This is a genomic window from Flavonifractor sp. An52 (genome assembly GCF_002159385.1).
In the GTDB taxonomy this organism is placed as follows: domain Bacteria; phylum Bacillota; class Clostridia; order Oscillospirales; family Oscillospiraceae; genus Flavonifractor; species Flavonifractor avicola.
Map to the genome: position 1 here is coordinate 1 of NZ_NFIB01000019.1, position 25,205 is coordinate 25,205.

25 protein-coding genes and 1 pseudogene are annotated in these 25,205 nt (G+C 60.9%); 5 read left to right on the plus strand and 21 right to left on the minus strand.

Features of this window, described 5'->3' with window-relative positions:
* The coding region (locus B5G06_RS14175; RefSeq protein WP_204220783.1) for a hypothetical protein at positions 1-204 on the plus strand (204 nt) is incomplete at its 5' end.
* 339 nt (positions 205-543) lie between these two features.
* Here B5G06_RS14175 and B5G06_RS08630 read toward each other — a convergent pair.
* From B5G06_RS08630 to B5G06_RS08650, 5 genes are all read right to left on the minus strand, one after another.
* Entirely contained in the window at positions 544-1,164 is a 621-nt protein-coding gene (locus tag B5G06_RS08630; protein ID WP_087188678.1) for a toprim domain-containing protein, read from the minus strand.
* Between the two features lie 2 nt (positions 1,165-1,166).
* Complete coding sequence (locus tag B5G06_RS08635) at positions 1,167-1,592, minus strand: toxin-antitoxin system antitoxin subunit (protein WP_087188730.1); 426 nt, start codon at positions 1,590-1,592, stop codon at positions 1,167-1,169.
* A gap of 5 nt (positions 1,593-1,597) precedes the next feature.
* Positions 1,598-2,635, minus strand: a complete 1,038-nt coding sequence (gene holA / locus B5G06_RS08640) for a DNA polymerase III subunit delta (RefSeq protein WP_087188679.1) — start codon at positions 2,633-2,635, stop codon at positions 1,598-1,600.
* Between the two features lie 12 nt (positions 2,636-2,647).
* Positions 2,648-4,915 (minus strand): DNA internalization-related competence protein ComEC/Rec2, encoded by a 2,268-nt coding sequence (locus B5G06_RS08645; protein ID WP_087188680.1) that lies wholly within the window; start codon positions 4,913-4,915, stop codon positions 2,648-2,650.
* A 166-nt stretch (positions 4,916-5,081) separates the two neighbouring features.
* Complete coding sequence (locus tag B5G06_RS08650) at positions 5,082-5,981, minus strand: DMT family transporter (RefSeq protein WP_087188681.1); 900 nt, start codon at positions 5,979-5,981, stop codon at positions 5,082-5,084.
* Between the two features lie 63 nt (positions 5,982-6,044).
* Between B5G06_RS08650 and B5G06_RS08655 the strand changes: the two genes are divergently transcribed.
* Together B5G06_RS08655 and B5G06_RS08660 are read left to right on the plus strand one after the other, a co-directional pair.
* Positions 6,045-6,629, plus strand: coding sequence for a DNA-3-methyladenine glycosylase (locus B5G06_RS08655; RefSeq protein WP_087188682.1), 585 nt, complete (start codon positions 6,045-6,047; stop codon positions 6,627-6,629).
* Positions 6,626-7,258: an HAD family hydrolase gene (locus tag B5G06_RS08660; RefSeq protein WP_087188683.1), complete on the plus strand. Its 633-nt coding sequence runs from the start codon at positions 6,626-6,628 to the stop codon at positions 7,256-7,258. Before B5G06_RS08655 ends, B5G06_RS08660 begins: the two co-directional genes overlap by 4 nt.
* A 36-nt stretch (positions 7,259-7,294) precedes the next feature.
* Here B5G06_RS08660 and B5G06_RS08665 read toward each other — a convergent pair whose 3' ends face one another.
* Positions 7,295-9,727 (minus strand): ATP-dependent helicase, encoded by a 2,433-nt coding sequence (locus B5G06_RS08665; protein WP_087188684.1) that lies wholly within the window; start codon positions 9,725-9,727, stop codon positions 7,295-7,297.
* A 225-nt stretch (positions 9,728-9,952) separates the two neighbouring features.
* Here B5G06_RS08665 and B5G06_RS08670 point away from each other — a divergent pair, with 225 nt between their 5' ends.
* Positions 9,953-10,510 carry a GNAT family N-acetyltransferase gene (locus B5G06_RS08670; RefSeq protein WP_087188685.1) on the plus strand — a complete coding sequence of 186 codons (558 nt, stop codon included), beginning with the start codon at positions 9,953-9,955 and terminating at the stop codon, positions 10,508-10,510.
* Complete coding sequence (locus B5G06_RS08675) at positions 10,511-11,827, plus strand: sodium-dependent transporter (protein ID WP_087188686.1); 1,317 nt, start codon at positions 10,511-10,513, stop codon at positions 11,825-11,827.
* A 45-nt stretch (positions 11,828-11,872) separates the two neighbouring features.
* Here the strand turns inward: B5G06_RS08675 and spoIIR are convergent, their stop codons facing one another.
* From spoIIR to B5G06_RS08745, 15 genes and pseudogenes are all read right to left on the minus strand, one after another.
* On the minus strand, positions 11,873-12,505 hold the full coding sequence (gene spoIIR, locus B5G06_RS08680; RefSeq protein ID WP_087188687.1) for a stage II sporulation protein R: 633 nt from the start codon (positions 12,503-12,505) through the stop codon (positions 11,873-11,875).
* A 54-nt stretch (positions 12,506-12,559) separates the two neighbouring features.
* Positions 12,560-13,441 (minus strand): 4-(cytidine 5'-diphospho)-2-C-methyl-D-erythritol kinase, encoded by an 882-nt coding sequence (ispE, locus tag B5G06_RS08685; RefSeq protein WP_087188688.1) that lies wholly within the window; start codon positions 13,439-13,441, stop codon positions 12,560-12,562.
* A gap of 11 nt (positions 13,442-13,452) precedes the next feature.
* Complete coding sequence (locus tag B5G06_RS08690; protein WP_087188689.1) at positions 13,453-14,727, minus strand: DUF1015 domain-containing protein; 1,275 nt, start codon at positions 14,725-14,727, stop codon at positions 13,453-13,455.
* 39 nt (positions 14,728-14,766) lie between these two features.
* Entirely contained in the window at positions 14,767-15,369 is a 603-nt protein-coding gene (gene thrH, locus B5G06_RS08695; protein WP_087188690.1) for a bifunctional phosphoserine phosphatase/homoserine phosphotransferase ThrH, read from the minus strand.
* Between the two features lie 17 nt (positions 15,370-15,386).
* Positions 15,387-16,577, minus strand: coding sequence for a pyridoxal phosphate-dependent aminotransferase (locus B5G06_RS08700; RefSeq protein ID WP_087188691.1), 1,191 nt, complete (start codon positions 16,575-16,577; stop codon positions 15,387-15,389).
* Positions 16,574-17,050 carry an Lrp/AsnC family transcriptional regulator gene (locus tag B5G06_RS08705; RefSeq protein ID WP_087188692.1) on the minus strand — a complete coding sequence of 159 codons (477 nt, stop codon included), beginning with the start codon at positions 17,048-17,050 and terminating at the stop codon, positions 16,574-16,576. The genes B5G06_RS08700 and B5G06_RS08705 overlap by 4 nt, the downstream gene beginning before the upstream one ends.
* A gap of 192 nt (positions 17,051-17,242) precedes the next feature.
* The gene (locus B5G06_RS08710) at positions 17,243-18,325 is read right to left on the minus strand and encodes a hypothetical protein (RefSeq protein ID WP_087188693.1); all 1,083 of its coding nucleotides are present in this window, start codon (positions 18,323-18,325) and stop codon (positions 17,243-17,245) included.
* Positions 18,326-18,399: 74 nt separating this feature from the next.
* Positions 18,400-18,891, minus strand: a pseudogene (locus B5G06_RS08715) (sigma-70 family RNA polymerase sigma factor); the annotation flags it as partial.
* Positions 18,892-18,915: 24 nt separating this feature from the next.
* Positions 18,916-20,310: a recombinase family protein gene (locus B5G06_RS08720; RefSeq protein ID WP_158094682.1), complete on the minus strand. Its 1,395-nt coding sequence runs from the start codon at positions 20,308-20,310 to the stop codon at positions 18,916-18,918.
* A gap of 76 nt (positions 20,311-20,386) precedes the next feature.
* Positions 20,387-20,512 carry a hypothetical protein gene (locus tag B5G06_RS14530; RefSeq protein WP_255396447.1) on the minus strand — a complete coding sequence of 42 codons (126 nt, stop codon included), beginning with the start codon at positions 20,510-20,512 and terminating at the stop codon, positions 20,387-20,389.
* Positions 20,513-20,594: 82 nt separating this feature from the next.
* Positions 20,595-21,311: a HesA/MoeB/ThiF family protein gene (locus B5G06_RS08725; protein ID WP_087188695.1), complete on the minus strand. Its 717-nt coding sequence runs from the start codon at positions 21,309-21,311 to the stop codon at positions 20,595-20,597.
* Between the two features lie 9 nt (positions 21,312-21,320).
* A complete protein-coding gene (locus tag B5G06_RS08730; RefSeq protein ID WP_087188696.1) occupies positions 21,321-21,569 on the minus strand; it encodes a MoaD/ThiS family protein in 249 nt (82 codons plus the stop codon).
* A 1-nt stretch (position 21,570) separates the two neighbouring features.
* Positions 21,571-23,469: an aldehyde ferredoxin oxidoreductase family protein gene (locus tag B5G06_RS08735; protein WP_087188697.1), complete on the minus strand. Its 1,899-nt coding sequence runs from the start codon at positions 23,467-23,469 to the stop codon at positions 21,571-21,573.
* Positions 23,466-23,894 carry a 4Fe-4S binding protein gene (locus B5G06_RS08740; protein ID WP_087188698.1) on the minus strand — a complete coding sequence of 143 codons (429 nt, stop codon included), beginning with the start codon at positions 23,892-23,894 and terminating at the stop codon, positions 23,466-23,468. Before B5G06_RS08740 ends, B5G06_RS08735 begins: the two co-directional genes overlap by 4 nt.
* Positions 23,895-23,962: 68 nt before the next feature.
* Positions 23,963-25,165 (minus strand): iron-containing alcohol dehydrogenase, encoded by a 1,203-nt coding sequence (locus B5G06_RS08745; RefSeq protein WP_087188699.1) that lies wholly within the window; start codon positions 25,163-25,165, stop codon positions 23,963-23,965.
* Positions 25,166-25,205: the final 40 nt, after the last annotated feature.

The following is a 25,205-nucleotide window of genomic DNA, read 5'->3' on the forward strand; positions in this document are numbered from 1 at the left end:
TTAAGCACGCCGCCAGCGTTCATCCTGAGCCAGGATCAAACTCTCAATAAAATGGTATCTAAAGAACCAAAGTTCTTCAAATCATCTTATCGAAGCTTAATTCATAGCTTCAAAGAAATTAAATCAAGAGCCTTCTTCAAGCTTTGCTTGTCAGAAGGACTTCTCGTCCTTTCTGGTGCTTCGTGTTTCTTTCACGTTGTTTAATTTACAAGGTACACGCTCTTGTCGGCCACTCGGGCTGACGTGCTATTTATTTTAGCACACTCTGTTTCGCTTGTCAAGAACTTTTTTCAAGTTTTTTCAGGACTTTTTAGCCCCGAACCACTTGTTTTGGCTCTTTTTCAAGCTGGTTCACGCCCTCCGGCGCGAACTCATTTAGTTTACCACGCACACTCGCGTTTGTCAAGCACTTTTTTCTGATCCCTTTCCGCAAGGCCGTCCAGGTTCCCCTCGGTTTCTTCCGATTTTGGTCAGATTTTCATGCCCTCTCGCAAGGCGCTCAGATAGAATATCACTCCCAATCCCATTTGTCAACACCTTTTTTCACTTTCCGCTCTTTTCTTTTTCCGTCCCGGATTTTCGGACAGCAGACACCAGGTCCTCATAGGAGAAAAGCGCATTCAGTACCTCCAGCATGGCATTGGGAGACAGATGCCCCGGCAGCCCCAGCTGCTTCATCAAGGCCTGCCTGCGCTCGGCTGATCCAGCCCCTCCAGACAGCCCCAACAGCATCAGATCCGCCTTGGTGATGGCTCGTCCACAGCGTACCGGCGGAGCATCTTCTTCCAGAAAGGTAGCCCCCGCCCGTCGGAGGGCCTGTTCCAGTACCTGGGGACGCATTCCTTCCACGCCCAGCTTCCCCTCTTTTCCCGGCGTACGCTTCCGTCGTTCCTTACCCAGGATATCAGGCACATAGGCGTGTTTCACCTGTTCCGGCGGAATGCTGCCCTTGAGGAAATTGCGGATAACAAAACCAGCCCCATCCGGATCGGTGAGGATGATAAGGCCCCGCTCCGCCGCCAAGCGGCGGAACAGGGCCAGTTTTTCACTGTTTTTAAATACACCGAAGCCGGAGGTCTCCACAATAATGGTATCCACCATCTGAGAGAGGGTATTCTTATCATAACGCCCCTCTACCACAATAGCCTCTTTGATCCGCAGCATACTCAGCTCCAGTGCAGGCAGGCATATCCAACGTGCCAGCCGTCACCCAGGTTTTCCGTGTACAGAACACCGGGCCGGGCACTGCCCCGCCAGGGCTGCTGATGGACGTTCAGACGATCCATCGGCTGATCAGACAGCCAGGCCCGTGCCGCACCGTTGCAGAGACACACAGTCAGCGCACCATCCTCCAGGCGAACCGCCTCCACCTCCAGGCCATCCAGCGGTTGGGTACTCAATCCCTCCGAGGGCAGTTCCCCCGCCTGGGCCGCCTTCCGCAGAAGCTGCAGCTCATCCCTCCGCACCGCCAGCAGCTTGCGGACCTGCTCACGGATGATCTCCATCTGATTCTTTCTGCGATTGGCGGTCAGATACCACCCCGCCGCGCCGGCGGCGGCAAGCGCCACGCCAAAGATCGCACGCTTTTTCATAATCATCAGGCTCCTTTCTTTACGGCCAGCTCCATCAGCAGGCCAGTCAACAGTTCTTCTCCATCCGCGCCGGTGGATTTCATGGCCAGATCAACCTCACCACAGCGGATCACCGCCCGGCGGCACCAACCCAGAGAAAACCGCCGGGCTGACTGCATCATCCGTTCCGCCGGATAAGCCGAGCGCAGTCCCCACAGCTCCATCAAATAGCGGCTTCCCTTCCTGTGTTCCAGGGCCAGCCGGGCTGTATAGAGCTGCCGCAGCTGCTTGCCCAGGGCCGCCAGCAGCTTAATGGGAGGCTCCTGCATATGATAGAGGTCCCCCAGCACTGAGGCCGCCTTGTCAAAGTCTCCGGCGGAGATGGCATCGGTCATCTGGAACACCACCGCGTCAAGCTGGGGCGTGGCCACAGCGTCGATATCCTGTCGGGTAACCCGCCGGTGAGAGGCATAAGCGCCGATCTTGCCGATCTCCGAAATTAGAGTGTGCATCAGATCTCCACACAGGAAGATAAGATACTTGGCGTCCTCAGTACCGATATCATGGTCCATGGCCCGGAAACGCCGGGCGATCCAGTCCACCAGATCCCCCTGCTCCTGCCGGTTGAAGGGCACTACACTACCTTTCTCCTTGATAACACCGGCCAGCTTGGTACGGGCGTCTGATTTATATTCAATCAGGTCATACACAAAGACCAGGCACACATAGTCGGGCAGATCCTTCAAAATGGCGGTAAGCCCCTCCTTGTCCCCCTTAAAGAGATCGTAATCATTGACTACGATCATGGTACGGGGACTCATCATAGGCAGGCAGTCCACCGTCTGGGCCAGAGCCTTCAAATCAAACTCCTTACCCTGGATCACATGGTAGTTGAAGGCCTCCATTCCCGGAGGCAGCAATTTCTGCTTCATTTGTCCCAGATAGTAGTCACGCAGATAGGCCTCCTCGCCATGAAACACATAGAGGCTACCCAGTGTGCCACTTTTCAGATCCTGTTTCAGCTTCTGATAGGCAGCAGTATCTGGTTTTCCCTTTGGCGGCATGGTATCTTCTCCTTATTCCGCAGTAATAGTAACGGTCCCCGACCAGTCAGTGCGGTAGATCTGGCATCCGTGCTGGGACAGCCGGGCCAGAGTCTCCGCCGCCGGGTGACCGTAAGTATTGTATCCAACTGATATAACAGCCCATTCCGGCTGTATGGCCTGGAGCAATTCGTCCGACGAGGCGTATTTGGAGCCGTGGTGGCCTGCTACCAGCAGCTCTGTATCCGGCAGGTCTCCGTATTTCACCAGCCGTCCCTCCACGGTGGTATTCATATCACCCGTAATCAGAACGTCAAATTCCCCTGCACTTCCCAGCACTGACAGGCCCTCTTCATTGCTGCCGCCACTGCCCAGGGGCGGGTAGATCTTCAGGCTCGTCTCTCCCAGCTCGGCGGTGGCCCCATCGGTGACCAACAGAGTCTCCACTCCATGGGCTTGGGCGGCAGCCTCCACCTCTGCCCGCAGGGCACTGTCCGGCTCCACGTCAGGCAGAATCAGCAGTCCAACGTCCATCCGCTCCAGCAGTTGAGGAATTCCGGATGCGTGGTCGTCGTGGTAGTGGGTGAGGATCACCAGGTCGATGTGGCTCAGGCCCAGAGACTGGAAATAATCCGCAGCGGTATTTCCCGCATCGTAGCCGCCGCAGTCAACCAGCGCGGTCTGTCCCTGGGAATAGAGGGCCACGCTGAGACCCTGACCCACATCCAACACCGATACGGTCAGCCTTCCGCCGGTGAGGGCAGCAGCCTGGAGGATCAGGGCGCCACACAGGGTGGACGTACTGAGACACAATGGCACCACCCCCCGCCCTCTTGGACCTCGCCAAAGCACCCACAGAAAAATAAGTCCATAAGTCAGAGCCATCCACAGAATCAGATAGATGGAATGGACGGCCACCGAGGCAAAGGGCAGTCCTGCCAGGGCTGCGGTAAGCCACTGGAGATACCACACCGGCAGAGAGACCACCCAGGCCATCACCGTGGCCACGGCAGGCAGCACAAGCCCCACCAGCGCCGTCACCAGCCCACCCAGGAAGGCATCGGACACCGCCCACAGGGAGAGCAGATTGGTAAGAGGTGAAATAAGCGTTACGCTGCCAAAATAGAAGGCCATCAGAGGCGTGGTGAACACAATGGCTCCCAACGTGGTGGCAACAGTGGCGATAATCACCCGGGCCACCCGGCAGCCCAGTTTGAGCCAAAAGTTCTGGGGCTTGCGGGGCAGTCTGCTCTCCCACTTCTCACACAAAGGCCCGGTAAACAGAAAGATACCGGCCACGGCGGCAAAGGACAGCTGGAGGGACACGCTGGCGGCGGCATAGGGATTGACCGCCAGCAGTATCATCAGCACGGTACTGAGGCTGGTAGGCGGATCATTCTCCCGGTCCACCAGCGGGGCAATCAGGAGCAAAGCCTGCATCAACGCCGCCCGCTGGACTGAGGGGGTGTTGCCTGCCACGGCGCTGAAAAAGAAGAGCAGGCAGATACCCACCACTGCCGACAGCCGCCTGCGGCGGCCCAACAATGTGGTAATCAGTCCGGCCAGGAAGGAGACATGGAGGCCGGAGACAGCGATCACATGGGCCAGTCCGGACCGGCGCAGGGCGCTGTACGCCGCCTCAGGCAGTTCCGTTTTGTCTCCCGTCAGCAACGCGGTGACCAAAGGCGCGGTACTGTCCGGAAAAGCCCGGTCCACGCTGTCCTTCAGCGCCCCGCTGAACAGGGCGGGCCAACAGCCCACCGGAACCTGCTCCGGCCGTTCCGCCGTCCAGTCCTTCCCGCCACTGCCAATGAGGAGTACCCCTTTGGCATAATAGTAGCTGGTGCTCTCCCCCGCCATAGTGTCTGCCATACGGAAGGAGGCGGTCACTGTCAGCCGGTCACCGGGCCGCAAACCCATGGCCTCTTCCCCATTCAAATAGAGCAAGGTCTTGACCGGACTTCCATCGTCCCCATAGACCTCCGACATAACAGAAGTGCTGTAGCTGTTCTCCTGAGGCCAATCGGTAACCAGAGCCGTAACCGTCGTCTCTGTGCCGTTCAGCCGCAGCGCAGGTACCCGTACCAGAGCGCAGTATACTCCCGTCCAACACAGGCCCGCCGCCAAACCGAAGCAGATCAGCAGCGTCCGCAGACGGGCTTTGCCCCGAAGGAACAGTCCGGCCAGAGCTGCCAAACCACAGCACGCCCCCGCCGGCACCAGTATGGCTTCCGGCAGCAGATAAACCGCCAGAAACACCGCGCCGGAAAAGGCGGCGGCAAACCAGGCCAGCTTACGCATAGGGCATCCCAGCCATGCAGCGAATAGACTGAACATACATGGTCATCACCTTATCCATGATACCAAACTGAGCCATACAGCGCAAGACATGACTCCATGCACAGTCACAAAAAATGCAGAACAGCCCCCGCCCTTCTAGGGCAGGGGCTGTCTTTCTATCTGGTTCTTATTTCTTCCGCAGGAAAGAGAACTTGGTCTCGGAGCAGATCACGCCCACAAAGATCAGGGCAAAGCCCACCAGCATCAGGGCGGTAGGCTGCTCGTTGGCGAAAATCATGGAGAAAATTACGCCGAAGGGAGCTTCCAAGGACAGGAGGACCGCCGCGGTGGAGGGGGCGGTGTACTTCTGGCCGATGTTCTGGAAAAGCAGCGCACCGCAGGAGGCAAAGATCACCAGGTAGGCAAGGCCGAAGATCAGGTCCCCGTTGAACACTTCGGGGCTCACCGAGGTTCTGGTAACCAGCACACCGATCCAGGAGAACACGGCAAAGCTGGCAAACTGGAGGGTGGTCAGGATGAAGATATCCCGGCCCTCGGAGAACTTGGACACCGCCACGATATGTGCAGCAAAGAAGAAACCGCCGATAAGGGTAAGTACATCACCCATATTGAAAGCGGAGGCGTTATCGCCGGTAACCGACACCAGACCAATGCCAATGATGCACAGCAAGGCGGCAATCACATTGAACTTGTCCGGCCGGCGCTTGGCCACGATCCAGTACAGGAAGGGGACAATGACGCAGTAAACTGCAGTGAGGAAGGCGTTCTTGCCGGGGGTGGTCTGTTCCAGCCCGTAGGTCTGGAAAGCATAGGCCACAAACAGGCAGAAGCCCATTACTGTACCGCCAATCAGGTAGTGGCGGTCCATCACCTTCCATCGCTTGATAAAGACCACCGCCAGCACAAGAGCGGCAAAACTGAATCGAATGGCCAGTAGCCAGAAGGTGGGCAGCACATCCACGCTGCTCTTCATCACTACAAAGGAACTACCCCAAATAATCGTAGCGAGGATAATCAGCGGGGTGGCGAACTTGGCCAGGACACTGCTTTCATTGGTTTGGCTCATGGTTGTACCTCTCCTTTACCTATGGTAAAATAAAATGTAATCCCAACAAAGGGGGGCATCCAAATGAAACCGCTGGATCGGACCTTTTTTGCCCGGGACACCTTGGATGTGGCCCGAGATCTGCTTGGAAAACACCTGGTCCGGATATGGAACGGGGAAACGCTGGTGGGTCGCATTACAGAAACCGAGGCCTATATTGGCCGGTGCGACAAGGCCTGCCACGCCTATGGCTACCGCCGAACCGCTCGGACCGAGACTCTCTTTGCCCCGCCGGGCACCGCATACATCTACCTGATCTACGGGATGTACCACTGTCTCAACTTTGTGACCGAGGCGGAAGGGGAGCCTGCTGCCGTCCTGCTGCGGGGTCTGGAACCGGTGGATGGGTTGGCTCGTATGAGCCTCAACCGCTTCGGCAAAATGCCCGGAGAGCTGACTTCCTATCAAAAGAAGCACTTTCTGGATGGACCGGGCAAGGTGTGCAAGGCCCTGGCTCTTACCCGTGCCCAAAACGGTCTGGACCTGTGCGGCCAGGAGTTGTTTCTCTGTGACGCAGGCGAAACACCCGCTGTCATCCATACCGGCCCCCGCATCGGCATCGATTACGCTGAGGAGGCCGTTCAATTCCCCTGGAGGTTTTATGTATGATCCTGTTTGACTTTGACGGCACCCTGGTGGACTCCAACGGCGTGTGGGAGGAGGTGGACAACACCTTCCTGACCCGCCGGGGGCTGACCCCCACCCAGGAGTACAGCGAGACGGTGGGCCACTCCATCTTCCCTCTGGCTGCCCAGTTCACCATCGATTACTACCACCTGGACACCACGCCTCAGGCCATCATGGACGAGTGGACCCAGCTGGGCCGGGAGGCCTACCTATCTCAGGTCCCCGCCAAACCGGGAGCTCTGGCCTTTCTGGACCAGTGCCGGCGGCAGGGGCAGACCATGGTATTGCTCACCGCCTGCGTGCCCGAATTCTGCCAGGCCGCCCTGAAGCGGCTCAATATGGAGAACTACTTCTCCCGCCTCATCTTCGTCCAGGAGCTGGGTATGCTGAAGAAGGACCCGGCCACCTTCGTCCATGTACTGAAAGAGCTGGGAGCCACGCCGGAAGATAGTACCCTCTACGAGGACTCTCCCGGCGCCTGCGCTGCCGCCAAGGACGCGGGGCTGACCGTAGTAGGGGTGTACGACCCTTTTTACGCCCGGTACGAGGGCGAATTGAAGGAGCTGTGCCATCAATACATTTATAGCTTTACGGAATTGCTTCAGCCGTAGCATTTCTCCGGGCCGCCTTCCGGCGGCCCGGTTTTCTTATGCCTTGGTCATATACTGGGAGGCAGATTTCAGCATCAGCTTTTTGGTACCCACGCTGTCGAAGGCGATCTCCACCAGGGCGTCGCCGCCCATGGGAGTCACCTTGGTGATCAGGCCCTGACCGAAGGCCTTGTGCCGCACCGTATCGCCCATGCGGAAGGCTCCGCCGGACGGGGCAGCCTGGTTTGCAGCAGGCGCCGCAGCGGGCTGAGCTGTCGGAGCCGTATGGCCCAGGGAGAAGCCGTGGTCGAAAGTGCGGCGCACCGGCGCGGTCTTGCGGGCAGGCCGCTCCCCCTCACCCCGTTCGCCGTAGGGCAGGCGGCCGGACTTCTCCACCAGTTCCGGTGGAATCTCCCCCAAAAAGCGGGAGGGACGGTTGGAATTGGTGCGGCCGAAGAGCATACGCTGGGAGGCGCAGGTCATATACAACTTCTCCTTGGCCCGGGTCATAGCCACATAGCATAGCCGCCGCTCTTCCTCCATCTCCTCTGGCTCACCGATGGCACGGATGCCGGGGAAGATGCCCTCTTCCACGCCTACCACAAAGACCACCGGGAACTCCAGGCCCTTGGCGGAGTGCATGGTCATCATGACCACGCAGTCCTCGCCGGAGTCGTGGCTGTCAATATCGGTATAGAGGGCGATCTCATCCAGGAAGCCTGCCAGAGAGGGCTCCTCCACCGCATTGTCCAGGTAATTCTGGATGGAGGTAGCCAGCTCTCGCACGTTCTCCAGTCGGGTGCGATCCTCAATGGTCTTTTTCTGCTCCAGCATGACGGCATAACCGGTGCGTGCCACTACCTCTTCGTAGAAGGCAGGCAGCGGCAGCTCCCGGGATAGTTTCCGCAGATCGTCCATCAGTTCCACAAACTGGCCCAGCTTGGGAGCCGCCTTCTGCAGCTCCGGCCAATCCTTGGCGTGGCTGATGACCTCCCACAGGGACCTGCCCTCAGCCTGGGCAATGTTCTGTGCCCGGTCCACGGTGGTGGCGCCGATACCGCGGGGCGGATTGTTGATAATGCGGGAGAGCCGCAGATCGTCGCCGGGGTTGTTCACGGCGCTCAGGTAGGCCAGCATATCCTTGACCTCGGCACGGTCAAAGAACCGGATACCGCCGATGATGCGGTAGGGGATACCGTTGCGCTTGAAGGCCTGCTCGATCTGGTTGGACTGGGCATTCATACGGTAGAGCACCGCGTGATCTTTCCAGCTGCGCCCGGCGGAAAAGCCTGCCAGAATCTGAGCCGCCACATACTGGGCCTCGTCGTGCTCATTCATGGCGGTATAGCACTGGATCTTCTCGCCCTCTTCGTGCTGAGTCCACAGTTCCTTGCCCTTGCGGCCCTCGTTGTTCTTGATGACCGCGTTGGAAGCCTCCAGAATGTTCTTGGTGGAGCGGTAGTTCTGCTCCAGCCGGATCACCCGGGCGCCCTTATACTGGCTTTCAAAGGAGAGGATGTTCTCAATGGTGGCGCCCCGGAAGCGATAGATGGACTGGTCGTCGTCACCCACCACGCAGATGTTCTCATAACCTCCCGCCAGAGTGGAGGCCAACAGATACTGCAGATTGTTGGTATCCTGATACTCGTCAATGAGGACGTAGCGGAATTTCTTCTGGTAGTAGGTCCGTACCTCCTCAAACCGCTGGAGCAGGCGCACCGTATCCAGGATAATGTCGTCGAAGTCCAGGGCATTGGCTTCCTTCAGCCGCCGCTCATACTCCACATAGATCTTGGCCATCTTCACCAGGCGGAAGTCTCCCGCCTTCTCGCACTGGGCCAGATAATCCGCCCCGGACAGCATGGCGTCCTTGGCCCGGGACAGGTAGCCCAGCACCGTGCGGGCAGAGAAAGTCTTGTCGTCCAGGTTGAAGTCCTTCACAATATCCTTGATGACCCGCTCGGAGTCGGCGGTGTCGTAGATGGTGAAAGAGCTGGTAAAGCCCAGCCGGTCGATATCCCGCCGCAGGATACGCACACAGGCGGAGTGGAAGGTGGAGGCCCACACGTCGTTGGCGTTGGGGCCCAGCATCCGCTCCAGCCGCTCTTTCAACTCCCCGGCAGCCTTGTTGGTGAAGGTGATGGCAAGGATGGACCAGGGCACCGCCGGGTCCAGGCGACACAGCCGCTCCTGCTCTCCTTTCTTCTCCGGATCGGGGCGGGCCACATACTCCTCCAGGAAGGCCAGATCCTCCGGCGTCACCCAGGCAGGCACCTCATTGGAATCGGAGCCCCGGCCGTACTTCATCAGGTTGGCGATGCGGTGGATGAGCACCGTAGTCTTTCCGCTGCCCGCTCCTGCCAGCAGCAGCAGAGGCCCTTCAGTGGCCAGAGCCGCTTTCCGCTGTTCCGGATTCAGATTTCCAAACTCCAGTTCGATGGCCGCCCGCCGGGCCTTGCAAAAGCGCAGTTCCTCTTGGGTATTCAACATATCGTTTTCCTGTCTCCTTGGCAATGGGAGAGCCGCCCACAGGTGGACGGCTCCCTTTTTTGGTATCTCTATTGTATCGAAAAGCGGCGGCCAGGTCAACCACCCCCAGGGGATTCTTTTTACCGTTATGGGCTCTTTAAAGTGCTATAACTTTATAGTGCAAAAGTCTTAAGGATGTGATATAATGTGCCTCGCGTGCAATGCATCGGAAGGGAGAGGGTTGGGATGCGCCGTTTTGTTTTTCGTTCCCCCCGGCTGGGGTTTCTGGCCTGTGATCCGGCGCTGGCAGGTCCGGCGGCAGCATTCTACCGACGCAATCGGGCAGCTTTTGCCCCCTTTGATCCGGTCCAGCCCGAGGAATTCTTTACAGCAGAGGGCCAGGCAGAGCGTCTTGCCTTCGACCTGGAGCAGGCGGAGGCGGGCCGCTGTTTCCGCTTCCTGTTGGTCCAGCCCCGGCATCCCGGTAAAATCATCGGGCTGGCCGGTCTCAACGAGATCGTGCGCGGGGCCTTCCAGTCCTGCTTCATCTCCTACAAGCTGGACCACACTCTCTGGGGACAGGGTTACGGCTCGGAGGCCATCGCCGCTCTGACCGAGTGGGGTTTCCGCAACCTGGGCCTCCACCGGGTGGAGGCCAACATCATGCCCCGCAATCTTCCCTCACGCCGGGCGGCGGCCAGAGCCGGTTTTGAGGAGGAGGGGCTGGCCAAACGCTACCTCAAGATCAACGGGGTATGGGAGGATCACATCCACATGGTACGCAGAAACGAGGAGGATCTCTGAATGGAACACAACAAATCCGGCGGCAAGTTCACCAGCTCCCTGGGCTTTGTCCTGGCGGCGGTGGGCTCCGCCGTGGGCATGGGCAACATCTGGCTGTTCCCCTACCGGGTGGGACAGTACGGCGGCGGCGCCTTTCTGATCCCCTATTTCATCTTTGTGGCCCTGTTCAGCTATGTGGGCCTGTCCGGCGAGTTTGCCCTGGGGCGGCTCACCGGCACCGGCGCCATGGGCTCTCTGGATTATGTCATGAAATCCCGGGGCAAGAAGGGCGGCAAGATCCTGGGCATCATTCCCCTGCTGGGCGTGCTGGGCATCGCCATCGGCTACTCGGTGGTGGTGGGCTGGGTCCTGCGGTACACCGCCGGCTCTGTCACCGGCTCCATCCTGGCCGGGGATTCTCAGAGCTTTTTTGACGCGCTGGCTGTCAACTTCGGTTCCGTGCCCTGGCACCTGATCGCAGTGGTCTTTACGGTGGTCATTCTGATTTTCGGCGTGGCTTCCGGCATTGAGAAGCTGAGCAAGTTCATGATGCCCGCCTTCTTTATTCTGTTTCTCATCATTGCCGTCCGGGTAGCCTTCCTTCCCGGTGCGGCGGAAGGCTACCTCTACCTGCTCCGGCCCGACTGGAGCTACCTGCTCAACCCGGAGACCTGGGTGATGGCCATGGGACAGGCCTTCTTCTCCCTGTCCATCAACGGCGCCGGTATGCTGATCTACGGCAGCTATATGAAGAAGGACGAGAGCATTCTGCGCCACGCGGGCATGACCGCCCTGCTGGACACTCTGGCCGCCCTGCTGGCGGGCTTTGCCATCATCCCCGCCGTCTTTGCCTTTGGCATTGATCCCACCAGCGGTCCCTCCCTTATGTTTGTCACCCTGCCTCAGGTCTTTGGGCAGATGCCCGGCGGCCAGATCTTCGCCCTGCTCTTCTTCGTGTCGGTGTTCTTCGCAGGTATCACCTCCCTGATGAATATGCTGGAGGCCTGCGGCGAGGCCCTCAGCTCCACCGTCAAGCTCTCCCGCCGGGCCGCCACGCTCATTGTTGGCGTGGTTACCTTTGTGCCCGGCCTGTTCCTGGAGTCCCTGGCAGGCATGGGCAGCTGGATGGACCTGATCACCATTTACGTCTCCCCCTTCGGCGCCCTGCTGGTGGCGGTGTGCATCTACTTCGTACTGCGGGTAGACACCATTAAGGACGAGCTGGCTCTGGGCGGAAAGGGCCGCCCCGGCACGTTCTTCACCGTTACCGCCCGTTTCTATGTGCTGGTGGCGGCAGCTGTGTGGGTGCTGGGTATCTACTACGGCGGCATTGGCTGATCTCATATAAAAAGACAGGCTCGGCTTACAGCCGAGCCTGTCTTTTTATCCGCCTGTGATCCAGTGCTTGAAGCCCTCCCACAGCTCAATGGCCTTGAACTTCACCACATACCCCTCGTCCTCTCCGGTGATGAGGGACACCTGGTCCTGGGTAAAGCCGTCGCTGAGGGCGGTCTGGGTCGCCGTCTCACTGACCGAACCCAGGCACAGAGGCGGAAAGACCACGCACCACCAGTTCTGACCGGCGCCTTCGCCGATCACCACCCGCAGGGCGGTATACTCTCCGGCGGGAAGGGCAAAGTCTGTGTACTGCTTGGTGGGAAACCAGTAGTTGTCCTCCAGGGAGACCGTCACCGGATACTGATACCCCTCCTCCGCCACCTGATCTGCTCCGGCAGCTGCTATGTCGGCCAAATGCTCTGTCAGAACCTCTCTGGTCTCTTCCAAGGTGGCCCTAGGCACAAAATAATCCGACGCCGCGCCCAGCACCCGGTCCCTCACCTTCAGCTTCAGGGCCTGGTCAGCCTCCGAGTCGGAGTTAGCCAGCACATGGAGCCGGATCACCTGATCGGACAGAGCCGCCTGACTCCGGTCCAGCCAGACTCCTGCCAAAGCCGCAATGGCCACACCCAGCAAAAGAGCCAATTCCCAGCGCCGCAGGGTCTTGCTCTGTTTCATAAAAAATCACCGTCCACATTGGTTTGTCTCCATTGTGGACGGTGATTTTTGATTTTATACCTGTTCCAGCAGATTTTCCACGGTCTGGGCCAAAAATGTCTCTTGGTACTGCTCCTTCAGCGCGTCAAAAGCACTTTTAGCCCGTTCCTCGTGGTCAAAAAGTCCAAATACAGTGGGACCGGTGCCGCTCATGGAGGCGCCAAGGGCGCCGTGCTGGATCATCACATTTTTAATGGCGTCAATTTCCTGGGCACGGCGGCTGGGCAGAGCGTCCTCAAAGACGTTATACATCCGCCGGGACACCCCGGGCAGGTCGCCGCTCTTCAGCGCCGCGATCAATCCGGCGGTATCAGGCCGCCGGCGAATCCGGCAGCCGTCCAGCGTACGGAACAGCTCCGGCGTGGACACCGAGAAAGCGGGCTTGCACAGCACCACCAGGCAGGACGGCAGAGGGGGCAGATCGGTGAGGACCTCTCCCCTGCCCTCGGCCAGGGCGGTGGTTCCCCGGACGCAGTAGGGCACATCGGAGCCCACCAGAGCGCCGATCTCCTCCAGCCGCTCCCCGGAGAGACCCAGGCCCAGCAGCTTGTTCAGCCCCCGGAGCACAGCAGCGGCGTCGGCACTGCCCCCCGCCATTCCGGCACATACCGGGATGGTCTTGTCCAACTTGATGGATAGTCCGCCGTGGTCCACCCCTGCCGCTTCGCACAGCCGCAGGGCGGCGGCGGCGGCCAGATTACTCTCGTCCGCCGGCAAAAAGCCCAGGTTGCTCTCCATGCGCAGGGGCTGCCCGGTGCCGGTCTCCAGCCGGAGGGTATCGGTAAGCCCCACCGTCTGCATCACCATCCGCATATCGTGGTAACTGTCAGGCCGCTTTCCCAGCACATCCAGGGACAGATTCAGTTTGGCGTAGGCCTTGACCTCCAGGACTGCCATGAGACTCCTCCTTATCGGATCTTGCGCGCCTCCAGATAAAAGCGCTTGTCATGGGCCTCGCCCATAGAGAAGGTCTTGCGGGGCAGGGCTCCGTCGTGGATCACAGTGGGGAACAGCTGGTCCTTCCCCATAGCAGGCAGCAGGAAGGCCAGGTTACCCGGCCGGTCTGCCAGGGTACGGGCCACATCGGCCCCGTGGATGTAATCGATACGCCCTCCCTGTTCCTTCACATAGGCATCCAGGAAGGGCTGGAGGGTGCCCACCTCCATCTGTGCGGGGGGATTGGGCACGGTGACCGCCCCCTGCCCGCCGGCGTGGACATAGCGGAGGACGTGGCCCTCCCCCTCTCCCCGGAAGGCGCCGGGGAAGGCCTTCACCAGAGCCTCCACCACCTGCTCCGGCTCCACGCCGAATAGTACCCGGTGGATGGCCTCAAACTCCAGGGCCGGGTCGTGGAGGTTCACCAGCTCGCACAGGGCGAAGCGGGCAGGCAGACGGCTCCACTGCTCCTTGGGGGTCAGTCTCTTCTGACGCTCATAACACTCCTTGGCCGTGGCCAGGGAGTGGTTGCCGTCACCCACGGCGAAGGCCATGACCTCCTCCGTGCCGTATTTGGCCCGGAAGGCGGCTGGGTCAGCCAGGGTGGATAGTGCGTCGGCCACCAGGGCCATACTCTCTTCATCCAGCAGCCAGCCGGTGATGTGTCCCCCACGCTCCATCAGGTCAAAGTCATACACCTTCTGCATTCTGTCTTTCCGCTGGGCCAGAGGCTCAATGACCGTTTTCTGGGGATCGTCGGTCAGCAGCATAACGTGGGGCAGCTCCAGGGGGGCGTTCTTCCGCACCGCCACCCGGGGTGGAATGCGGGACATGACGGTACCCTCGGTGGCCCGCACGGCGGCGCCGGAGCCGGGCTCATAGTCGTACTGCTCCAGATCCACCATGCCCACCAGGCCCCGGCGCACCTTCAGGTTATCCAGCCGCCGCTCCACATAGATGAGGGCGTTGGGGAACTCCTGAAAGCGCTCCTCCCGCAGGTAGCGGGTCATGGTATTGTTGACTTCCATAATATCGGTCTCTACATTGGGACCGTCCAGGCAGCTCTCCGGCAGGATGAGCCGCAGGGCGGAGGGCGCGGAGCCCACATACTCCTCCACCCGCTGCCAGTAGTCCGGCTGGGAGGTATACTGATCGCAGGCCACCACCGACCACTTGCAGTATTCGCAGTCCCGGGGCAGCAGGATATCGGCCGGCCGGAAGGCCAGTCCCTCAAATTGCCGCAGCATATTGCTCACTCACTTCCAGACATGAAGTTTGGGTGGTACTCAGTCCATCGCGTTCCGGATGGCGGCCAGCAGATCGGGGAATTCCTCGTAGGCGGGCAGCTCCGGATGATCGGCCTTGATCTGGTCGGTGCTCTTGAAGAGGAAGCCCGCCTTGCTGGCCTGGATCATGCCCAGGTCGTTGAAACTATCCCCAGCGGCGATGGTGTCGTAGCCGATGGACTGGAGGGCCTTCACCGTGGTCAGCTTGGACTGGGGGCAGCGCATCTGGAAGCCGGTGATGGTACCGTCGTCGGCCACCTCCAGGGTGTTGCACATCAGAGTGGGCCAGCCCAGCTTTTTCATCAGGGGCTGTGCAAACTGCTCAAAGGTATCGCTGAGGATGATCACCTGGCTGAAGGAGCGCAGCTCATCCAGAAATTCCTTGGCCCCGGGCAAGGGATCGATGGTAGCAATGGTATTCTGGATCTCCTTCAGGCCCAGTCCATGCTCTTTCAGAATATCCAGACGGAACTGCATCAGCTTGTTGTAGTCAGGCTCGTCCCGGGTGGTGCGGCGCAGCTCCGGGATACCAGTGGCCTCGGAAAAGGCGATCCAGATCTCAGGGACCAGAACGCCCTCCATATCCAGACAGGTGATGTACATATCCTCTCCTCCTTTTCTTATTCCTGCTCTCTGGCCTGCTTTTTCTTCAGGTTGGTCAGGAAGTTGTCCATACGCGTCAGGGCCTCGGCAATATCCTTCATGGAGGTGGCGTAGCAGCAGCGGACGAAGCCCTCGCCGCCGGGGCCGAAGGCGGAACCGGCGATAACGGCCACCTTCTCCTCCATCAGGAAGCGCTCACAGAACTCATCAGAGGTCAGACCGGTGCCCCGGATGTCGGGGAACACATAGAAGGCCCCTCTGGGCTCAAAGCAGGGCAGGCCAATGCGGCGCAGACCCTCCACCAGATAGCGGCGGCGGCCGTCGTACTCGTCCCGCATATGCTCGATGTCGCCGTCGCCGTTGCGCATGGCCTCAATGGCGGCGTACTGGCTGACGGTGGGGGCGGACATGATGCCGAACTGGTGGAGCTTCAGCATCTGCTTGATGACCGGGGCAGGCCCGCAGACGTAGCCCATCCGCCAGCCGGTCATGGCATGGCTCTTGGAGAAGCCGTTGACCACGATGGTGCGGTCGTACATATCAGGCAGGTTGGCCATGGAGACGTGGTGCTGGCCGTAGGTCAGCTCGGCGTAGATCTCGTCGGAGAGCACCATGATGTTGGTGCCCCGCAGCACCTCGGCAATGGCCTCCAGATCCTCCCGGCCCATGATGCCGCCGGTGGGGTTGGAGGGGAAGGGCAGCACCAGCACTTTGGTACGGGGGGTAATGGCGGCCTTCAGCTGCTCGGGAGTGAGGCGGAACTCATTCTCCGCCTTCAGCTCCACATACACCGGGGTACCGCCGGCCATGGAGGCCAGAGGCCCGTAGCACACGAAAGAGGGCACGGGCACGATGACCTCGTCGCCGGGGTTAAGCAGGCAGCGCAGAGTCAGGTCAATGGCCTCGCTGCCGCCTACGGTGACCACGATCTGGTCGGCAAAATTGTAGTGCAGGTCGAACCGGCGGGCCAGATAGGCGGCAATCTCCCGCCGCAGTTCCGCCATACCGGCGTTGCCGGTATACTTGGTAAATCCCTTCTCCAGGGAGTAGATGCCGGCGTCCCGGATGTGCCAGGGGGTAACGAAATCGGGCTCACCGATACCCAGGGAGATGGCGTCCTTCATCTCCTCCAGAATGTCAAAAAAGCGCCGGATGCCGGAGGGCTTCACATCCTGGATGCGCTTACACAGTATCTCGTCGTAGTTCATGAGAAAATCCACTCCTTCGGCTGCTTCTCCTGCTTTTCAAAGATCAGGTGCTTTTCCTTATATTTATGCAGGATAAAGTGAGTGGCGGTGCCGGTCACGTCCTCCAGGGTGGACAGGCGCTCCCCCACGAACTGGGCCACTTCCTTCAGGGTGCGGCCGGAAATAATAACGGTCAGGTCAAAAGCGCCGCTCATCAGGTAGACGCTCTCCACCTCGTCGTACTGGTAGATCCGCTCGGCTACCCGGTCGAAGCCCTCGCCCCGCTGGGGGGTCACCTTGACCTCGATCAGGGCGGTAACCGCCTCCCGGTCGGTGCGGTCCCAGTCCACAATGGCTTTATAGCCCAAAATAGTTTTTTCATCCTCGTACCGCTTGATCTCCGCCTTCACGTCCTCCACGGACATATCGGCCATAGATGCAAGCTGTTCGGGGGTCAGAGTGCAGTCTTGTTCCAAAAGCTGGAGCAATTTCATGGCTGTGCTCCCTCCTTCTTCTTATCAGCAATTCACACAGGTCTGTAAAAAGGCCTATTATGTAATATTATATACTGGTGGTTTCGGAAATACAAGAGCACAGATGGAAACTTCATGGGCCGTCTGTCTTACATTTCCATGCAAACAGACAGGCCCCGGGGCTTTTTAGCCCCGGGGCCTTGTGCGCTTGGTTTACAGCACGCCCTTGCGGACGTTGACCACAAAGTCCTGCACGTTGGTGACGATGGTGCGTACCGACAGGCTGCCCCGGTCCCGCAGCTTGTTCACCGCGAACTCGGAGATGTCCACCGAGTAGAAGTACACCGGGCGCACCACCCCGTCCACCACCCGGTAGGAGGGAGTCATGTTGCCGGTGGCTACCGTGTGGAGGGTGGAGGCCATACAGATGACGGTGGTGGCTGTCTTTACCAGGGCCCGCATGGCGTCCTGGCCCTCGTACACATTGCCGTACACCTCGGGGAGGGGGCCGTCATCCCGGACGGAGCCCACCAGTATGAAGGGCACATTGTGGTTGACGCACTCGTAGATGATGCCGTCTTTCACCTTGCCGGAATGGACGAAGGCGGCGGTGGACCCCGCCAGCCGGACAGCGTTGATGGTGTCAATGTGGTTGTAGTGGCCGTTGGGCATACTCTTCTGGGTGTAAATGTCCTGGCCCAGGGCAGTGCGGAGATAGCCCGCCTCCAGATCGTGGGTAGCCAGGGCGTTGCCCGCCAGCAGGCCGTGGACATAGCCACCCCGCACCAGAGCGGCAAAGGCGTCCCGGGCGTCGTGGTCAAAGGCACAGGCGGGACCCATGACCCACAAAATGCACCCGTGGTCCTTCTCATGGCGGAGCAGTTCATAGATGGAGTCGTAATCCATGGAGTAGGCGGTCTCCCTGGAGCGGCCCTGACGGAAGGAGAAGGTCTCCTGCTCCCCTTTTTCCGTCTCAAAACCATCGGCGTAGATATAGATGCCCTCCGAGGCATCCTCCGTCCGGCCTACTACCACCGGCTCGCCCTCTTTCAGGTTGCGGAACTCTACCACGGCAATCTTGCCATCCCGCAGGACGGCCACGCAGTCCATGCGGCTCTCCTCGGCCAGCAGCCAGTCTCCGTTGACTTTGAAGTATTCCGGGAAAATACTGGTGGCGTGGTAGCCTTCGGGCGCCACACCGTCCCGGGGGGCGGGGTGGAAGGTTACGCTGGGGGCGTTCTGGAACATGGGCTGGGTAAAATCAGGGGCATGATACTCAGGCAGTACAAAGCTCATGGGAATCAGAACTCCTTTCCGTCGTTTTGTCACCTCCATTGTATCATGACGGCCCCAAATCCGCAATCTGTTCTTCAGAGATCCTTTTTCATCCGGTTTATTGCACTTTTTTCCAATCTGGACACCTGTGCCTGGGAGATACCCACCTCGGCGGACACCTCCATCTGGGTCTTGTCCTCAAAAAAGCGCATCCGCAGAATCCGCTTCTCCCGATCGGTGAGCCGCTCCATGGCCTCCTTCAGGGCGATGTGCTCCAGCCAGCTCTCATCGGTGTTTTTGGAGTCCTTCACCTGATCCATGACGCAGATGGTATCTCCCCCGTGCTCGTACACCGGCTCGTAGAGGGACACCGGGTCCACGATGGCGTCCAGGGCAAAGACCACGTCCTCCCGCTTCAGCTCCAGCATCTTGGCGATCTCCTCCATGCTGGGCTCCCGCTGGTGCTCGTTCATGAACTTCTCTTTGGCCTGGAGTACCCGGTAGGCGGTGTCCCGCATGGACCGGGACACCCGGAGAGAGGAGTTGTCCCGGAGGTAGCGGCGGATTTCCCCAACAATCATCGGCACGATACTACCGTTAGGGAAAATCGTCTATGACTCCGCTCCGTGCTGCAAAAAGGTGTAGTAGATCTCCACTTTGGGCCCCTCCACCACGATGCGCTCCACGCAGTCCCGGATCACCGCCTGCCGCTCCTCCGGGGTGAGATTTGGCCAGCTGTCCTTGATGCCCGCCGCCTGCTCCCGCAGGTCCTCCAGCCGGGCGGCCCGGCGGCAGGTGGCCTGCTCGGTCTCATAGTCCTGCCGCAGCAGCTCCAGCTGCCGGCGCACCTCCCGCACCTCGTCCAGCAGCACCGGGTCCTCCCCCTCGGCAAAGAGCTGGTAGAGCCGCCGCAGCTTGCTCTCCAGCTTGTCCATCTCCCCTTCCAGTTGGGTCAGGGGATCGGGGACGGGGTCAATCTCCTCCCCCAGCCGGGCGGACACCTGGAACAGGTCGTGGAGCACCTGCTCCTCCAGTTCCTCCGCCCACACCGCCTCAGCCTGGCAGTTGTCGCCCTTTTTCATGTGGGGCTTGGAGGGGTCCCGGCCATAGCAGCGCAGCTTATAGCCGTTCTTGCCCCAGCGGATGTATCGCATCCGGGCGCCGCAAGCGCCACAGTACACCAGTCCGGTGAGCAGGTGACCCCCTCCGGCGGCTCGGTGCTTGGTAGCCCGCTCCTTCATCCGGTCCTGAACCAGATAAAACAGCTCCTCGGGCACGATGGGCTGGTGAAGGCCCTGGTACTCCTCCCCCTTGTAGGTGATGAGGCCGATGTTGCTCTTGCGGGTAAGGATCTGGGTCACCAGCTTGTCGTATTTCAGCCCCATTCTGTGGGCGATCCGCTGGGCGGACCATCCCTTCAGGTAGAGCTCGTACATCTGCCGCACCCGGGGAGCGTCTGCGTTGGGCACCAGAATGCCGGTGCTCCGGTCGTAGTCGTAGCCAAAGGGTACCCCGCCGCCCCCCATCCAGTAGCCCTGCCGCACCCGCTCCACCATGCCCATTCGGGTACGCAGGTAGATGTTTTCCCGCTCCAGCTGGGCAAAGGCGGACAGAATACCGATCATGGCCCGGCCATAGGGGGTGGAGGTGTCAATGCTCTCATTGAGGGAGATAAAATCCACCCCGTGAGGCAGAAACACATCCTCAATGAGGTAGAGGGTATCCTTCTGGCTCCTGGACAGCCGGTCCAGCTTGAACACCACCACCGTGGCCACCTGCCCGCCCCGGGCGTCGGCGATGAGCCTGGTCATCTCCGGCCGGTCCAGATTGCTGCCGCTGTAGCCGCCGTCGGTGTAACAGCGGTAGTTGTCCCATCCCATAGCCTTGCAGTAGGCCTCCAGCCTCTCGGTCTGGGCCTGGATGGAGTAGCCCTCCTCCGCCTGGGCCTCGGTGGACACCCGGATATAGAGGGCCCGCAGGGACTGGTTTTCCATTAATTCCGTCATGTTTCTCTCCTGATACCGTGTCATGGGGTCCATTGTACCGGATGGTCCCTATCCGCCGCAATTCCTTTTTCTCCCATCACCGTCTCCGTCCTCTGGCCCGGGCCTGCCGCAGCAGACGGACCAGCACCGGATTTTCCACCTGCTGGGGCGGCAAATCCTTGCCGGACACCGGCTTTCCGTTGATATAGCGCCGTATCTCCATGAAATCGCCTCCGCTCTCAGTGTGCCCGGTTTTGCCCGAAGGCAGACAAAAGGGCCTGCCGTTTTCACAGCAGGTCCTTCCATCAACATATTCCGCAGACGGGGCAGCCCGTGCCCCGCTCCACCGGCACACGGTCCAGCTCCAGCCGCCTGCCGTCGTAGAGCAACATTTCTCCCGGGATGGGATTGTGCCCCAGCAGCATCTGGAGGGCAACGGTAGCCATCAGGGAGGCCACCGCTCCGGTAACTGCCCCCAGGGCCTGACCACCCTCCTCCGGCGTAGTCCCGGCATAGCAGCAGGCCAGGCAGGGTGTTTTTCCAAACTCCACCGCCATCACCGAGCCGTACCAGCCCTCCACCCCGCCGTTGACCAGTGGGATCTTCCTTTTGGCACAGGCGGCATTGAGAGCCAGCCGGGCAGGCAGATTATCCACCGCCGCCACTGCCAGTTGGCAGTCTGCCAGCAGCTCCATTCCAGTTTTCTCGTCCAGCCAGGCCTCCACCCCCTCCACCCGCAGGTCCGGGTTGAAGGCGGACAGCCGCCGGGCGGCCGCCTCCGCCTTGGGGCGGCCCAGGTCGGCCTGGTCAAAGAGGAACTGCCGGTTCAGGTTGCTGAGGGAGACGGTGTCCCCGTCCACCACCACCAGCCGGCCCACGCCGGCACCGGCCAGGGCATAGAGCAGCGGGCCCCCCAGCCCCCCGGCTCCCACCACCAGCACCGAGGAGGCGGTCAGCTTGTGCTGGCCCTCTTCCCCGATCTCCGGGATGGCCAGCTGCCGTCGGTATCGCTCCAGTTCCACAGCACCCTCCTAACCGCCCCCGCACACTGGGATGAACTCCACCACACTGTCCGGTCCTGTGGGGGTGCGGAAGCCCTTCTCCGCCCCGGCGGAGCGTCCGTCCACAATGATGTGGCTTCGCTTGGCCAGCCGGTAAGCCTCAACCCCGCGGTACTTCTTGATCTGATCCAGCAGCCGGGACACATTGTTCCCGTCCATTGTTTCCTCCCGGCAGCCGGTGAGGTCGGCCAACCGGCCGTGATAGCGCACCAACGCCATATTATCCCCCCTCCGGCAGGGGGATGCCCAGGTGTTTCAGCCGCTTGGCGGTGGGCACGCCGTGGGAATCCCAGCCCCGGACCCTGTAGTACACCGGCAGCATCTTATCCAGAGGCACCACCGTGTCCGGCCGGTCCGGATCCTGGGGCGTTTTAGTGAGCCGTCCGGGCAGGGCGTCGTCCGCCGCCGTCAGACCCTCCCGCAGGTTGTACAGCCGCTCCACATTGTAGCTGCGCTCCCCTACAGTAAAGAATTTTCCTATGGTCATGGGCAGGCCGGTGACCAGAGAGATGGACTTGCTGTGGGGCACCAGCATACAGTTGATGGGCATGATCCAGGGCATGAACTTCCAGATTTGCCCCAGCAGGGGCCGGGCAGACAGCATCACCTTGCCCGCCGCCCGGCAGGCAAAGCTGGCAGGTCCAAATTTGAACAGGATACCGGGGATCATGGCCTGCATGGTGAACAGGCAGAACCCGGCGGCGGAGGCCGCCTCCATACCGTTCTGGAAGAACACCGTCAGCTCCGGCTTGCCCTTGGGGGTCTGGGCGTCCATGCTGATAACACCCACCGACTCCAGAAGGGCCAGATAACCGCCATTCAGGTGGCAGCCGCCCCGGTTGGCGGTGGCGTAGCCCAGTCCCATGCCCACGCTCTTCCGGGGCTCATAGGCGGCCAGCTCCAGTCCCTTGGCGTGGATGGCAAAGTCGGCGCCGCCGTACTTCTCGCTCAAGGCCTTGCTGCCGATGGACAGTTCTCCGGCGGGACCCCGGCGGTAGGCCACGTCCTCCACCACCCGTGGCAGGTCCTCGGGCTGGCCCGGCTTCAGGCCAAAGTCCCCCATCCCCTTCTCCTGGAGCTCCATGGCAAAGGCGATGGTACCCGCCAGGGAGATAGTGTCCATGCCCAGCAGGTCGCACTTATAGTTAAGCTCATTGATGAGGTCCAGATCCCGATTTTCCAGATTGGGTCCAAAGAGGCCCAGGGTCTCGTACTCCGGCCCCTTGACCTCTTTGCCGCCCACTTTCACCCGGCGCTCGCAGCGGATGGGGCAGCTGACGCAGCTGCTGTTGCGGGTGAGCCTGGTGTCCGCCAGGGTCTCGCCGCTGACCTCCTCGTAGTGCTCGTACCGGCCCCGGGTAAAGTTGTGGGTGGGCAGCACACTGGAGGCGTTGGCCTTGCTCACCAGACCCGCCGAGCCGTATCGAGGCAGACTGTCCCCCGTCATGGGGTGCTTTTTCAGCAGCTTGACCCACTTGCGGGTGTGGGCCTCGAAGCCCTCGGGATTGGCCTTCACCACCTCACGGGTGCCGTAGGCAATGACCGCTTTCAGATTCTTGCTGCCCATGACCGCCCCGGCCCCGCAGCGCCCGGCCACTCGCTCGCCGCTGGCGGCGCAGGCAAAGCGTACCCCGTTCTCTCCGGCTGGGCCGATGACCAGCTTGCCGTACCGCTCCGGCAGTTCTTCCTGGGTGCGCTCAGTGTCCAGGCCCTGGAGTTGGGGACAGGCCTCGATGCGGATCTTGCCGTCCTCCACCACCACCATGCTCAGCTCCGGGGCCTTTCCGCACAGAATGAGTCCGTCAAAGCCCGCCTTCTTCAGCAGCATCCCAAAGGGTCCGCCGCAGTTGGAGGAGGCGATACCGCCGGTGAGGACGTTTTTGAAGGTCATGTTGAACCGGCTGGAGCTGGGAGCGCCGGTGTCGTTCATGGGCCCGGTGTTGACAATGAGCACCGCCTCCGGGCTGAGGGGGTCCAGCCCCGCCGGGGTCAGATCGGTGAGCAGCCGGGCCCCCAGGGCCTTGCCACCCAGATATTGCTCAAACAATCTGGCGGAGATGGTACACTTCCGCCACCGGCCGTTTGTCAGATCCACTTGGGCATAGACCGGCAGGATCATGCTCCCACCCCTTCCTTCATGGTGATGGCCCCGATGCCGCAGGCCCGGGCGCACAGACCGCAGCCCACGCACTTCTCCGGGTCACTGAGCCGGGCGAATACCGCCAGATCCCCCTTCTCCCTGGGCAGGCTGATGGACAGGCAGGAGAAGCCGCAGGCAAGCACGCACATGGAGCAGGCGGTACACAGCTTGGTGTCAATGACCGGTCTGGGCCACTTTTCTTTGGGTACTTTATGGCTGTAGAGGCCGGGCAGGGGCCCCTCGATGGCCCCTCTCGGGCACACCCGGCCGCACACCCCGCACTGGGTACAGCGGACGGGATCGATGGTATGTACCTGCTTGACCGTCCCGGAGATGGCCCCCACCGGGCAGCTCTTGGCGCACAGGGTACAGCCCACGCAGTGTTCTGTGATCTGGTACGGCATCCGGATCCCTCCTTCCCGCATCACGGAAAAGCCCGCCCCGCAGCCGGGGCGGGCTTGACTGCCTGAACTCAGGCCTCTTCCTTGGCGCACACCGCCTCCATCAGCTTGCGGGCGTGCTCCCGGGTGAAGTACCGGGGCACCGGATAGGTGCCGTGGCACTCCTGGAAGGCCATGTCGATAACCTCCTCGATGGCGGAGGCGGGGAACTTTTCAAACCGGGTGGGAATGCCCATCTGCCGGTTGAGCTTGTAGAGCAGCTTTACGAAGCGGGTGGCTTTGATCTGGTCGCTGTCTCCCGGCATCCCCAGCTTGAGCATCCGTCCCAGCTCGGCAAAGCGCTTATAACACACAGGCAGGTAATAGCGCATGATATGGGGCAGCAGCACCGCATTGGCCAGGCCGTGGGGCACGCCGAACTTGCCGCCGATGGTGTGGGCAAAGGCATGGACGTAGCCCACATAGGTACGGGTAAAGGCCATACCTGCGAAGAAGGAGGCGGTGAGCAGGGCCTCCCGGCCCTCCAGATCGGTCGGGTCCTCCTGCACCTTGGGCAGGTACTGGAAGATGAGCCGGACCGCAATACGGGCCTGGCGGTCGGTCTCCTCATCGGCGTAGCCCGCCACATAGGCCTCCAGGGCGTGGGTCAGGGCATCCAGAGCGGTGTGGGCGGTGGTGTGCTTAGGCAGGCCCACCGTCAGCTCCGGGTCCAGAATGGCGAACATGGGCACCAGCTTGGGGTCCAGCAGCTGCTTTTTGCTGTGGGTGGCGGAGTCCGAGATGATGGCAGCCACGGTGGTCTCGCTGCCGGTACCGGCGGTGGTGGGCACCGCGATGAGGGGCAGGGGCCGGCGGCGCACCTTCAGCATCCCGGCCAGGGCCTCGGCGCTGGTGTGGTTGGCCACGGCGGCAGCCACCGCCTTGGCAGTGTCCATCACCGATCCGCCGCCCACGGCCACCACCGCGTCGCAACCGGAGCAGGCCTTTTTGGCCTCGGCCACAATGGCAAAGGTGGGATCGGGCTGAACCCCGTCATACACAACATGGTCTACGCCCGCGCTCCGGATACTCTCTTCCACCCCATCCAGCAGGCCGGACTGGTGGAGGAAGGAATCAGTGATCACCAGGGCCTTCTTGGCGCCCAGCATTTTCAGCAGGCGGCCTGCCTCTTTGGCACGGCCCGGCCCAATGTAGGTCACAGGGGTAGGTTTGCTGACGATTTTGATGACCGGTTTACGCACGGCCACGCTCAGCTTTGACATGGTGGTATTCATAAGATCCTCTCCTCCTGACCGCCCGCGGTCCGCGGTTTGT